We start from the raw sequence: 12,386 nt of genomic DNA, 5'->3' as shown, positions 1-12,386 counted from the left end.
TTCATGCAATTATAAAAAAAGGATTATTCAAACATTTTACGCATGCATCGTCTGATAGTACCTTCAGATGCCCTTTCACCCATAAGGGCCAGGAGTTCCTTGGCCAGGGCCTGGGCAGCTACCAGGTTAGTTGGTTTTATTTCAGCTTCTCTGGCATTTTCCATTAACTCCGGATCCAGGTCAGATAGTGTCTCCAGAGCTGCATCTAAATCCTTCTGTTCTTCTAAAAGGTGCATTGAACTGGCACTTTTCACCAGTAATTCTGGATTCATTGCCTTCAGGAGTCCTTCCACTCCGGAGGACTCCACCAGAGAGGCCATGGTCTGCAGGGTCATGAGTATCTGTTTTTCCACCATCTCTTTAGGGGCCTGGATGATTTTGGTCCCTACTTGATAGTAATCCAGAACACCGGAGAGGGTCACTGCTGTAACCAGGGATCCCATATCTGCCACTGCTGATGAAACATCAGCAGGCACAACATAAGCCTCTTTTTTACAATCTCTGGCCAGATCAACACATTTCTGGATTTGTTCTTTGGTAGCCAGATCCAGATCATTGGTGCTGTGCCCTCCAATGACATAATGGCCATGCTGAGGAGTTCCAGGAACTGCTGCCGGGTGCATGGAACAAATACCCACATCACTCCTTTTTCTTTTTATCTCAAGCTCCAGCACATAATAGAGAACCAGGGGAGATACAGTACAGGTATTGGCAATCACTCCATTTTCCGGGAGATGGGATATAATGTTTTTAGCTATGTTAAAGGTGGACTTGCCGAAGGGAGTAAAAAGTATGGCTATTTCAGCATTACGGCCTGCTTCAGCATCGTCGGAGGTAACAGTCACTCCTGAATCCTCCACAATTTTCCACAGATTAGGTGAAAGTATGTCCCGGTGGGGTTCAGCAAGGTAAACCTGATGTCCGGCATTTGAAAACTCGATGGCCATCCGGCTTCCACCGTATGGTGCGTTTCCACCGTACTTTTCAGGTAGGTTTAACTGATTAACGTAAAGGTCCTGATTGCCAGCACCATAAACTGCGATTTTCATTTTTTTATCACCAAAAAGATGAAATTTAAAAAATAAAATAATCTATTTTTAGGTTTTGGCAGTGGCTTTTGCATGGGAAGTGAGTTGGGGTGTTGATCTTTTAAGTGGTCCAATTGATTTTATGGTATCACTGAATTCTTTCATGGTCTTCTGGAACTTTTCACCTTCTGAAGCAGATATCCATTCGAATCTGAATCTTTCCTTTTCAATCCCAAATTCGGGTAAAATATCTTCAATCAGTTTGGCTCGACGGTTCCATTTATAGTTCCCAGCATCGTAGTGGCAGTCTCCCATATGACAACCACCCACAAAAACGCCATCTGCACCTTCTTTAAATGATTTAAGTACCATTGATGGGTTAATACGGCCGGAACACATCACCCTTAAAATTCTGACATTGGGAGGGTACTGCATCCTGGCTGTACCTGCAGTGTCTGCACCCCCATAGCAACACCAGTTACAACAAAAACCCACAATTTTTACATCTTTTTCGGACATTTATATCACCTTAACTTCTTCATGCTTTTTTAATGAAAGATTGAATAATTTTCAACTTTTGAAATCCTTTTTTATTCTTTTTCTGGACTGTACAATGGTGGTAACTCTTCACTGACACCTGCTATGAATCCAGTGTCATCTCTGTATTTTTTCTGCATTCTGTGGAAGATAAGGGCCAGGGGGATCTCCATGGGACACACATCTTCGCATTGTCCGCAGTTAACACAGCTGAAACACATATGGGACAGTCTAACTCCCTGGAAGGTGAGAGGATCTGGTGCTATTTCATCTTCATCAGAATAGAAATCCTTTTCCAGATCGCACTCCTTACAGAAACAGATAGGACACACATCCCGGCAGGCGTAACATTTGATGCAGCGATTCCAGTATTCATCCCAGTTTTCTGGGGCAGGGTAATCTTCTTCCAGATATTTATCCTGGAATTTACCGGCTAACTTTATCATCACATTCTCAATCTTTTCTCTTATGGCAATTGCCTTTTCAGATGGGGTTTTAACATCTATATATCCTTTTTTTCTAGCATTTTCCACCAGATCTTTCCCTTTCTCTGTGACCACTTCTATGAAAGTCCATCCTGGTTCAGCACCCCAGTTACCACATGCCAGATCTGCATTTCTTGGAATTTTCAATTGACATCTCTGACAATTGCTGCGTCTTCCAAATCCTTTCTCTTCTAATTCATCGATTTCCACTGATTTATGAGTTCCATCAGCCAGTTCAATGATGAATTTCCCCTTGTCAATTTCTTCAGCCACCACTTCTGCTGGATCCACATCATAGAACATCTCTATCATTTTCCTGGCAGTGATAGGCATTACAGTCCCTCCACAGTTAAGACCTATCTTGTAAATGGCATCAGGGTTGATTTGATGCCGTTTTTCCAGTTCTTTAATTGCCATTGCATCGCAGGGTTTCACACTCACTGCCAGTCGTATGTCATTTAAATGTTTGCTTATCAAGTCTCCGAACATGGTTGGTGCACAGTGCAGAGAACCGCAAGTTTCAATTATCTCCTCTGAGTTTTCAACCAGGGTGGGAATACCATCGTATACATCTTCCCCCCTGGTTAGGGTTAAAACTCCATCAACCAGTTGTTGATCTAACAGATATTTGAATAGGGCACTTACTGCACCTCCACATTCTCCGTTCTTGGCTAATTCTTCATCTTTTGCCTTGGCAAGTAAAAATTGTGGTTCCATTTATATCACCTTACAACTCCAACCCCATTTTTTCTGCAATTTCCCTGATTATGGTTACATCATCCCAGGCATTTCCTGGTGGTTCAACTATTTTCTCGAAGTTCTGAATTTCTCCGGTAGTGTTGGTGAAAGAACCCGATTTTTCAGCCCAGCAAGATCCTGGGAGGACCACATCAGACATCAAAACAGTTTCGTTAACGAAAAAATTCTGTGTAATTAAAAATTCAATGTTTTTCAAGGACTCTTCCATATAGGAAGCAGGGTCATCTCCCACCACATACAATAATTTTACATTTTTTAGGAGATCCTTCAGGTCATCTTCTGTTAGGGCAGAAAGAAGGTTCATAGCCCCTCTGCTGTTACACTCTTCCATCACTGGGAGTAATTTGGCATTGGAGTCCTGGAAAAATTTAAGGATGTTTTCAAATTCCTCACCACTTACTCCACTGATAATGACTGTTGTTGATTGATGAGGGGTTTCCAGAACTTTTCGATTAATGTTATCCAGAAATGAGGATGTTGATTCAATTTGTATGTATTCATCAGAATTTATTCCAGTCAGGGTTTTTTCAGGGTAATCAGCTGTGATTATTTCTGCTCCACCTTCTTTTGCTAATACAACCCTCCTACCTAAGAGAGGATTTTCCTTCAGTACATCTCCAATTATTAAAATGAAATCTGAGTTTTCCACATCATCAAGGCTGGCTGTTTTGAATTTGAATGTGGGAATGTTTTTAGCGTTATATCCAATATTTTCAACTCCCAAAGCATCAGCGAATTTTTTTAAGGTTTCATATTCTTCATTGGTGCAATCACCAGATGCAATGATTCCAATTTCATGATTTTCGTGGGATTTTAGTTGGGAAGTAGCAGTTTCTAAGGCATCTTCCCAACTGACCTGTTCAAGACCTTTTTTCCTGATTAAAGGGTCTTTCAAGCGGTTTTCATTCAATATTTGGTAGGAATCCCTTCCTTTTTTACAATTTTTGCCTTGGTTTATAGGATGTCTTTTGTAGGGATATGTTCCCACTGCTTCCTGGTCTTTGATTATCAGGTTTACTCCGCACCCTACACTACAGGAGGGGCAGATGGTATGGGCTACTTTTAACATTTTTTTACACCTGTATATTGTTAAATTTGATTCCATTAGATTTTATCTGGTAAATTTTTCAGTAAAGAATTATTAAAGTATAAAATACTCTTAAAATGGTTAATTCAGTTTTTAGATGAGTTTTCTTCTTGCGTGATTTAGCAATTTTTTAAGGATCAATTTTTGAATTCACCTGAAAAACAGTTTAAATAGACTTCTGGGACATTTTTAATGGTTACTACACTGTTTTTGGTGATGTTTACAATGTTTATCATGGTATTCATGCACTTATCCAGTATGAGTGGGGAGAGTTCATCAGAGCGTTTCTCTAAATCTTCTGATCTGTCTTCACATTCCAGAGAACCCTGTACTGCGAATTGAATAGGCATTTCACCTATTGCATTTAAGGTACAAACATATTCCATGTTTCCTTCATTTGTTTTGATGTATTCGATACTCCAATCAATGTTTAAGTTTAAATCACAGCTTTTTGGATTTATTCCCGGTCGAATCATCTTGATTTTATTTATACAAACATCCACATTTGTATTACTTATTATCATTTTTATATTACCTCCATGATGATTAATAAATCCTTAAGTAGTATTACACTTATAAACCTTTGGGCTGAAAAAAAGACTTATAAACCTTTTTTTATCCGTGAATTTAATTTTATAAGTGTATAATTAGTTTTAAATGGCATATATTTTTTATTTTACTCAAATTCTCGTATTTTGCCGGTTTTTCTGTTATTTTTCTCCATATCTAGTAAGGACATTTTACTTATTGGGGTTAAATTAGGGGAGAAATCCAAGAAAAGCCTTTTTGATATCCTTTTTTTTGAATCCATAATTTTGGAAAAAAATATTATTACTTAGGATTTATTTATTACAAAATAGGTATGATATTGATATTTATAATAAATTTTTAATCAATATTATTATTAACATTGGCTCGGTTGGGTTTTTCCAGGGATTTTTGATTTTCATGTCAGAAGGATGTCCAAGGATGGTATTCAGCCATGATAATCAGTTAGTTATAACATTGTATAAATGAGAAGTTTTTTTTTAAGGTGTTGTAAAGGATACAATTGATGTGTATGGTTTTTAATCCCTGCTACTACCTCATTTTTTCATGATCTTATCATGATATACAAACCACAAGTAAACATGATTAAATTCAAAATTTTGGCTTTAGTACTAATTCTTTAGTACTAATTAATTCCAGACTCTGACGTAACCACAAAGTTTATATACTTATTACTACTTCTTTTTGACTAACTGATAGTAATAAAATAAATTAGAGTTATAATATTACTGTTGGTTATAACATTGTGTGGTTTTGGCAGTGTTTAATGGATTGCCACCATTACTGTCAATTCCTTCCTACAGAGAATGGAGACTAAATAGTCTCCTTTTACTATAATTACCTGATTAAAAAGATTTAAACATGATTAAATAGTAAATAGAGGGCCTAAATCCTCTAAAAACTGGAGTTAAAATAATGGACATCGAAAATCAAAAAACTGATATTGAAATATTTCCCCACCGCTTGCTGGGTTGTGAAACCACTGAAAAATTGTTGTGTGACTTTGAAAATATTGAGGCTGTAAACAGGATAGTTCTCCACGGAAGGAGACTACCACTGGAAGATGGAGAAGAACCAAGATTCATAACCATCAAAGATGAAAGAATTGATTTGCACGTTAAAACCGGTAGGGTTTTAATTGAAATTATAACCACAGAAATAGAAGATCCAGATGCATTTCATGACAGGATCAGGGAAATATGCACCCAACATTTACCATTTGGATTTAACATGACTGAAGGAACGTTCATACGTAAAAAGAAAACTGTATCTGATGGGTTAAAGTATGGTGAAAATTTAGATCATGTTCCTGATGAGATGGTAGGATTGACTGATCAGAATGTTTTGGTCAGTGAAAGAGCAACAATTATCAAGAAGTAATGGAACTCTAATTTTTTTATCAGATTAGTTACTAATCCCACCAGATTACTAACCAATCATTTTTCTTTTCAATGAGTTATTAAATGGATGAACCTATTCGTTCATACTATAAATGATAGATATTTTATTACTAATTTGTTATATAGTTATAAAATGTGGTAAAAATCAAAACATTTATATTACACTTAGACTATCTAATTTTGTACTACTAAACCCGTAGGTAGTATTAAGATTTGACGGAAAAAAGGAGTGATAGTATGAAACTTGCAATATTGGGAGCCGGTTGTTATCGAACCCACGCAGCCAGTGGGATAACAAACTTCAGCCGAGCCTGTGAAGTAGCAGAACAAGTAGGAAAACCAGAGATAGCCATGACTCATTCCACCATTACCATGGGTGCAGAACTCAAGGAACTGGCTGGGGTGGATGAGGTAGTAGTGGCTGACCCATCATTTGGTAATGACTTTAAGGTAATAGATGATTTTGAATACGAAGCAGTTATTGAAGCTCATAAAACTGACCCTGAAAGCATAATGCCGCAGATCAGGGAAAAAGTCAATGCCGTAGCTAAAGACTTACCAAAACCACCAGAAGGTGCCATACACTTCACACACCCTGAAGATCTTGGTTTTGAAGTCACCACCGATGATAATGAAGCAGTTGAAGGTGCTGACTGGATAATGACCTGGTTACCCAAAGGTGACATGCAGATGGGAATCATTAAAAAATTTGCTGATAACCTTAAAGAAGGTGCTATTGTAACCCATGCATGTACAGTGCCCACTACCATGTTCCAGAAGATATTTGAAGACCTGGCAAGCGATGAAATGAATATCGCACCAAAAGTTAATGTATCTTCATATCACCCTGGAGCAGTACCTGAGATGAAAGGACAGGTATATGTTGCCGAAGGTTACGCATCAGAAGAAGCCATTTGTGACCTGGTAGATTGGGGTGTAGCAGCACGTGGTGATGCTTTCAAACTTCCTGCAGAACTATTAGGTCCAGTATGTGACATGTGCTCTGCACTCACTGCCATAACCTACGCTGGAATTTTAAGCTATCGTGACTCAGTAATGAATGTACTGGGAGCTCCAGCAGGTTTCGCCCAGATGATGGCCAAAGAATCACTAACCCAGGTCACAGATCTGATGAATAGTGTAGGAATTGACCACATGGAAGAAAAACTTGACCCTGGAGCATTACTGGGAACTGCTGATTCAATGAACTTCGGTGCAGCTGCAGATTTACTACCTTCAGTCATGGAAGTCATGGAAAACAGGAAAGGTAAGGGTCCAACCTGTAATATATAATTAACACCCTTTTTTATTATTTTTTTAAAAATTAAACGGAATCTGGGTATAATCATTAAAAATCGTTAAATTTCATAAGTATCCATGAAAATGGCCCTAGACATTGGATTGGATATTTCATCAAAAGAATATTATTTATAAAAGTGTAAAGGTGCTAAATTGATAAACAAAATTATCAAAAGAGCTTTAAATGGACAGGATTTAAAAAAAAATGAAGTGCTGGGTTTGTTTAAAACCAGATCCTATGAAAATATTGTAAAAATTTTTGAAACAGCCTCAGAGCTTCGAAATTCCAATAAAAGACCTATTAAATTAACATCCACAGTTCATTTAACCAATGTATGTAAAATAACACCTAAATGCAAGTACTGTGGATTTGCAGCTAAAACATCCAGTGAAGGATATTACTATTCGTTTTCAAAAACAGAAGATGAAATTTTGATGGCTGCTCAGTCAGTGGAAAAGGCAGGAATTCCACGCATCAGTTGTTCCGGAGCTCATGGATATAATGGTCAACATGCAGTTCAAGCCGCCAAAATTGTAAAAGAAAATACCAACCTGGAATTACTGATCAACGTGGGATCAGATTTAACTAAAGAATCAGTGAAACAATTGGCAGAATATAATACCGACACAGTTTGTTGTAATCTGGAAACAATAAATTTAAAACTTTTTAATGAATTAAAACCTGGTGAAAAACTGAAAGATAGGTTAATGACATGTAAAATGGTTGAAGACGAAGGTATTGAATTATCTTCGGGTTTATTAATTGGAATAGGAGAATCTTACCAGGATCGTGTTAATCATCTTTTCTTTTTGAAAGAATTTCACACACTGGGTGAGGTGCCTATAATGGGATTTAACCCCTACATGGAAACTCCCATGGAGAATCATCCTTCATGTTCTTTGATTGAGCAGATGAAGACCATTGCCATTACCAGATTGGTTTTCCAGGACTTGAGAATCACTGTTCCCACCCCTACCATTGGCCCGGAGAATGTTAAGTTCTCCCTCATGGCAGGAGCAGATAATGTGGCAACTGTTATACCGGACAATTACCCTCTGGATGTTAAAGGAGTGGGATCTTCAACATATGGAAACCTTAAAGAAGTTGTTAAAACCATCAGGGAGCTTGGACTTAACCCTGAAATTAATGAAATCCCATGCCCGGTTAAAGAAATGGGAATAACTAAAATATGATCCTTGAATATGAATAAAAACAATTGAGGTATCAAAATTTAAGGAAGATAATTCATGAACTTTGATGAAACAGTAAAAAATGCTTATCAGGAATCGGTACAGGATGAACGTTTTGGAGACACAGATGATGAGTTGATAGCTCTACGTAATCATATCAGATCGTGTAAGAGGATTGTGGTTCCCAACAAGAATACCGTTAAAACTTCTGCCATAAACGAAGTTTTAACCAGATTTAACTTACCGAGCGCTGAACTCGTGTCCATTCATACTAACTCTGCAGATTTATCACGAACTCCAGCCATTACCAAAGCCTTACTAGCCCTGGATGTATGTGACTGTGATATGGTCATTGCTCGAGGACGTTTGGGAGTACCTGGTTCTGGATCATTACTGATAATAATGGATAAAAAAGGCAGGATATTATCAGCTGCCACATCACCCCCGCATATTTTGCATGGTAAAGAAGTTCAGGATGCAGTAAAAGATGAAATAACCGAGGCTCTCATAAGAATTGGATTTTCGGTGGTGGAATGATTATAAAGGAAAGGGGAATTACAGAAGAAGTTTTCACCATGTACTCTGGAATAAAAGTAGGGGATATAGTTAACAGAATAGGGGATATTAAATGTGAAGCCACCCTCCAGTGGGTTGAATCATTGGATGTGAACGTGGAAGAGACAGTAATTGTAGGGGCATACATCACAGGAATGAAACTTGCTGAACAATTTAAGGAGTTTTCAAGTGTCACAGTAGTTGATATTCAACCCAATCTTGAACACCTTTTAGGAGAAGGGGTGAAGTTCACTGATGATCTATCCCGGATCAAAGAAGCTGATCTGGTGGTGGACACCACGGGTTTAGGAGGTTTGAGTCCACAAACAGTTAGAGAATTTGTTAATGGTGACGTTCCAATATTCATAGCAGAAGATCCCACTTCAGATGGTAGCGACCATCATATTAATGAAAAAAGCAACATAAATGACAGAATTGATGATGCTGGTTCAAAATATAAGGGGATATTGAAAACTGGAGGATTAAACACTAAAACTTCCGGAACCATGACCTTCACCATGGAAGTCCTCCGAAAAAGCCTGGGTGATGTTTTAGAAAGTAACGGAGTACTTTATGGTGTGGCAGGAATGAATTTCTATGAAGGGGTTATATTCAAGGAAAAGGATCATCATAAGTTTTCATCACTCCTGAGGGAACCTGCACTGATAATATCTGCATTACAACCATTATCATCAGATGATACAATTGAAAACTATTTGGCAAAAATAAATTCTACGGTGGAAGATGTTAGCATCTGAATTATTCAAAATAATTGAAGATAAAGTCCCTCTCAGTCTAGCCTTAACTGATGATAAAGTAGGATTCATAGGTCCAGGCCATCCAGATGAAATTGAGGTGGAGAACGTAGCGGTAATTTTAGACATCCATCCTGAAACTGATCCAAACAGTGAGGAAGCAGATCTCTTAGTTTGTCACCATCCCTCACTGTTTCCTCCTACAACTCCCACTTACATCATCCATTCCAATTGGGATATCGTCCAGGGTGGTGCCAATGACGCCCTGGCCGACTCCCTGAAATTAGATGTCATCGATGTTTTGGAAGAGGAAACAGGAATAGGGAGGATTTGCAAAGAGGAATTCACCCTTGATGGTTTTGTAGGGAGGGTGTTTGATTCTCTTGATGTGGATCATATAAGAATTGTTCAGGGAAAAGAAAGTAAAATTGAAAAAATAGCTTTAATATCTGGGTTTGGATTAAACCCTCACTATATTAAACTTGCCAGTAAAAAAGGAGTTGATTTATTGCTTTCTGGTGATCTCACCCATCCGGGTGCCGTACTTGCCCAGAGATTCGGCATTAACCTAGTGGATGCCACCCACCATGCCACAGAAATCCCTGGGTTGGTGAAACTTTGCCAAATGTTAAACGAATTAGGGTTAAATGCCGATGTAAATTATACCAATAAACCCTGGGATACGTATCAATCCCCTAATATGTCCACGAGCTAATTAATCAGATAAACATTATAAATTTGTTTAAAAAAAAGTTCATTAAAACTATCAGAAAGAAAAAAAGGAGTAAAATAAACAAAACAAAAAAGTAATACTTTTTTAAGATAAAGTATTTATAGTACTTAGTACTAATACTAGTTTGGAGAGGTTTTACCTCATCACACCTCCTCCAAAAGTTCAATAGAAGGATGTAATACTGCAGAGTAGAAAAATCCGGATATTGTATGAATAGTAGGGCATCTGAAGATTAAAAAAACATTTTTCGCTCAAATGTATCACAAGATTTGGATGCCCTTCAATTCTATTTCTGTCATTACTACTACTTAAATTAACCCTCCTACTACAAACAAACATTCATACAACTAAAATTAACCCAACACTTCAGTTAAGAAAGTATTATTGAAATATCTTAAGAGATGATACTCTTTAAGGGCTATTAAATGAAAATAGAAGAAATGGAAAATAATAAGGTTCCCAAAGGCCACGTAACTCTGGTGGGACTGGGAAGACTGGGAATACGAACAGGACTCAATTTAGCCCAGACACACCGGGGAGGGCCCCAAAAAATAACTGCAATTGATTCCCAGAAGATCTCATCAGGAGATATAATTTTTAAAATCCTGGGAGGAAACATAGGAAAATACAAGGTAGACCTTCTACATGAACTTAGGGGTATTAAAGAGGTTATACCCATCAGAAAAGACATTAATCTGCAAAATTTGGATTATATAAATGGGGATGTGGTATGTGTGGAAATAGCCGGGGGAAACACTATTCCCACCACTGCGGCAATCATTAAAAGGGCGCATGAAATTGGTGCAACCACCATAAGTACTGCAGGGGTTTTTGGGATTGGAGATGAAAAAATAGAAGTAATTGGAATCTCCGACGCAGACCGCAGTAATCCAGTTATCAATGAATTAAGAAAACAGGGCATAAACCATCATCATACTGTTGTAACCACCGGAAAGTTCATCAGGGATAGGGAACCGGTAACTCCTTATATGCTGGATGAAATTGCAAACAGAATGACCATGGAAATATTAAAAGCATTGGAGTCACGCAATTTGGGGAAATAATCACGCTGGAAAAATCAGTGCCATGTTATTTTATAAAAAAACTTGTCAGTACTTGCGAAGAAAAATCATTGATAATATCTATTCAAAAAACTGCATTTTAACACATTTAACTTTAAAAATTTGTGTTTTAAGACATTTAATTTTAAAAAAACCCGCATTTAAACATTTTAAATGAATTTACCAGAACATTGTAAGATGGTTGATGTATCATGACAATTACAGTTGCCACCGCCGAATGCTTCACCCATGGTATCATTGCCCGGGAAATACATGCATGTACCCAAGGATATCAGGGAGAATTTGGTCCCCAGGTATTGAAGCCAGAATCCTTGAAAAACTTTCAAGATAATGTGATACTTCTATGTGGGATGTTCATTCCCACACTCAGTGCACTCAAATCAGTTTTAAAGGTTGATCCACCTAAACCACATAAAATCATTAATGGGATAAAGGTTTATCATGAAAAAGAGGACCAGGAAGTGGCATTGCTAATGGCACGAGCAGTTAAAAAAATTTCTGGAGCCGATGTTGGAATAGGAACCACAGCTGGGATCGGTAGGGGTGGAATATCAATTGTGACGCAGGATAAAACGGTTAGAATCAATTCAGATGAATATGCGGATTTGTGTTCTCCCAATTCCGAGCAACTTCTGTCACGGCAAAGATCAGGGGTGAAAAAAACTCTGATTTTACTTGAACAGATTTTAAACCAGCAATAAGAAATAAATGGATGTCATAAGATGTTAATATCGTCACGCCTTAATGAACTTTTTTGACTTCATATCCCATTTTTCTTTTTTAAATATTTGATTGTATTATCTTTTTCTTTAATTTCTACAAAACGTAATAATAACAAAGAAATGGAAAATATTATATTATTGAATTTAGTTAATTCTAACGAGAAATTAAACTAAATAAATCATGTATAAATTGGGTGATACAGT

Annotated in this window: 13 protein-coding genes; 8 read left to right on the top strand and 5 right to left on the bottom strand. The window is 37.5% G+C overall.

Annotation, left to right across the window (positions count from 1 at the left end; all coding sequences use genetic code 11):
- Positions 1-23: 23 nt before the first annotated feature.
- From J2743_RS06840 to J2743_RS06820, 5 genes are all read right to left on the bottom strand, one after another.
- Complete coding sequence (locus J2743_RS06840) at positions 24-1,049, bottom strand: H(2)-dependent methylenetetrahydromethanopterin dehydrogenase-related protein (RefSeq protein ID WP_209625836.1); 1,026 nt, start codon at positions 1,047-1,049, stop codon at positions 24-26.
- A 48-nt stretch (positions 1,050-1,097) separates the two neighbouring features.
- Positions 1,098-1,547: a hydrogenase iron-sulfur subunit gene (locus J2743_RS06835; RefSeq protein ID WP_209625835.1), complete on the bottom strand. Its 450-nt coding sequence runs from the start codon at positions 1,545-1,547 to the stop codon at positions 1,098-1,100.
- A 71-nt stretch (positions 1,548-1,618) separates the two neighbouring features.
- Positions 1,619-2,767: a Coenzyme F420 hydrogenase/dehydrogenase, beta subunit C-terminal domain gene (locus J2743_RS06830; RefSeq protein WP_209625834.1), complete on the bottom strand. Its 1,149-nt coding sequence runs from the start codon at positions 2,765-2,767 to the stop codon at positions 1,619-1,621.
- Positions 2,768-2,777: 10 nt separating this feature from the next.
- Positions 2,778-3,878, bottom strand: a complete 1,101-nt coding sequence (locus J2743_RS06825) for a molybdopterin oxidoreductase family protein (protein ID WP_209625833.1) — start codon at positions 3,876-3,878, stop codon at positions 2,778-2,780.
- A 155-nt stretch (positions 3,879-4,033) separates the two neighbouring features.
- Positions 4,034-4,420: a pilus assembly protein gene (locus tag J2743_RS06820; protein ID WP_209625832.1), complete on the bottom strand. Its 387-nt coding sequence runs from the start codon at positions 4,418-4,420 to the stop codon at positions 4,034-4,036.
- A 940-nt stretch (positions 4,421-5,360) separates the two neighbouring features.
- Between J2743_RS06820 and mcrD the strand changes: the two genes are divergently transcribed.
- From mcrD to J2743_RS06780, 8 genes are all read left to right on the top strand, one after another.
- Positions 5,361-5,825: a methyl-coenzyme M reductase operon protein D gene (gene mcrD, locus J2743_RS06815; RefSeq protein ID WP_209625831.1), complete on the top strand. Its 465-nt coding sequence runs from the start codon at positions 5,361-5,363 to the stop codon at positions 5,823-5,825.
- A gap of 257 nt (positions 5,826-6,082) precedes the next feature.
- Entirely contained in the window at positions 6,083-7,138 is a 1,056-nt protein-coding gene (gene hmd, locus J2743_RS06810; RefSeq protein ID WP_209625830.1) for a 5,10-methenyltetrahydromethanopterin hydrogenase, read from the top strand.
- Positions 7,139-7,297: 159 nt separating this feature from the next.
- On the top strand, positions 7,298-8,338 hold the full coding sequence (gene hmdB, locus J2743_RS06805; protein WP_209625829.1) for a 5,10-methenyltetrahydromethanopterin hydrogenase cofactor biosynthesis protein HmdB: 1,041 nt from the start codon (positions 7,298-7,300) through the stop codon (positions 8,336-8,338).
- Between the two features lie 54 nt (positions 8,339-8,392).
- Positions 8,393-8,872 carry a DUF3236 domain-containing protein gene (locus tag J2743_RS06800; RefSeq protein ID WP_209625828.1) on the top strand — a complete coding sequence of 160 codons (480 nt, stop codon included), beginning with the start codon at positions 8,393-8,395 and terminating at the stop codon, positions 8,870-8,872.
- Positions 8,869-9,648, top strand: coding sequence for an SAM-dependent methyltransferase HcgC family protein (locus J2743_RS06795; protein ID WP_209625827.1), 780 nt, complete (start codon positions 8,869-8,871; stop codon positions 9,646-9,648). Before J2743_RS06800 ends, J2743_RS06795 begins: the two co-directional genes overlap by 4 nt.
- Complete coding sequence (locus tag J2743_RS06790) at positions 9,635-10,360, top strand: Nif3-like dinuclear metal center hexameric protein (protein WP_209625826.1); 726 nt, start codon at positions 9,635-9,637, stop codon at positions 10,358-10,360. Before J2743_RS06795 ends, J2743_RS06790 begins: the two co-directional genes overlap by 14 nt.
- A gap of 443 nt (positions 10,361-10,803) precedes the next feature.
- Positions 10,804-11,442, top strand: coding sequence for a hypothetical protein (locus tag J2743_RS06785; RefSeq protein WP_209625825.1), 639 nt, complete (start codon positions 10,804-10,806; stop codon positions 11,440-11,442).
- 209 nt (positions 11,443-11,651) lie between these two features.
- Entirely contained in the window at positions 11,652-12,161 is a 510-nt protein-coding gene (locus tag J2743_RS06780) for a FeGP cofactor biosynthesis protein HcgF family protein (protein ID WP_209625824.1), read from the top strand.
- Positions 12,162-12,386 lie beyond the last annotated feature (225 nt).

The organism is Methanobacterium petrolearium, assembly GCF_017873625.1.
GTDB classification, from domain to species: Archaea; Methanobacteriota; Methanobacteria; order Methanobacteriales; family Methanobacteriaceae; genus Methanobacterium; species Methanobacterium petrolearium.
Note: the sequence above shows the minus strand (reverse complement) of the source record. Positions and strands in the feature narration are given on the sequence as shown.

What these genes read in the sequence shown, in the direction of transcription:
- J2743_RS06840 (WP_209625836.1), bottom strand. Translation starts at nt 1,049, where the DNA reads ATGAAAATCGCAGTTTATGGTGCTGGCAATCAGGACCTTTACGTTAAT.
- J2743_RS06835 (WP_209625835.1), bottom strand. Translation starts at nt 1,547, where the DNA reads ATGTCCGAAAAAGATGTAAAAATTGTGGGTTTTTGTTGTAACTGGTGT.
- J2743_RS06830 (WP_209625834.1), bottom strand. Translation starts at nt 2,767, where the DNA reads ATGGAACCACAATTTTTACTTGCCAAGGCAAAAGATGAAGAATTAGCC.
- J2743_RS06825 (WP_209625833.1), bottom strand. Translation starts at nt 3,878, where the DNA reads ATGTTAAAAGTAGCCCATACCATCTGCCCCTCCTGTAGTGTAGGGTGC.
- J2743_RS06820 (WP_209625832.1), bottom strand. Translation starts at nt 4,420, where the DNA reads ATGATAATAAGTAATACAAATGTGGATGTTTGTATAAATAAAATCAAG.
- mcrD (WP_209625831.1), top strand. Translation starts at nt 5,361, where the DNA reads ATGGACATCGAAAATCAAAAAACTGATATTGAAATATTTCCCCACCGC.
- hmd (WP_209625830.1), top strand. Translation starts at nt 6,083, where the DNA reads ATGAAACTTGCAATATTGGGAGCCGGTTGTTATCGAACCCACGCAGCC.
- J2743_RS06800 (WP_209625828.1), top strand. Translation starts at nt 8,393, where the DNA reads ATGAACTTTGATGAAACAGTAAAAAATGCTTATCAGGAATCGGTACAG.
- J2743_RS06795 (WP_209625827.1), top strand. Translation starts at nt 8,869, where the DNA reads ATGATTATAAAGGAAAGGGGAATTACAGAAGAAGTTTTCACCATGTAC.
- J2743_RS06790 (WP_209625826.1), top strand. Translation starts at nt 9,635, where the DNA reads ATGTTAGCATCTGAATTATTCAAAATAATTGAAGATAAAGTCCCTCTC.
- J2743_RS06785 (WP_209625825.1), top strand. Translation starts at nt 10,804, where the DNA reads ATGAAAATAGAAGAAATGGAAAATAATAAGGTTCCCAAAGGCCACGTA.
- J2743_RS06780 (WP_209625824.1), top strand. Translation starts at nt 11,652, where the DNA reads ATGACAATTACAGTTGCCACCGCCGAATGCTTCACCCATGGTATCATT.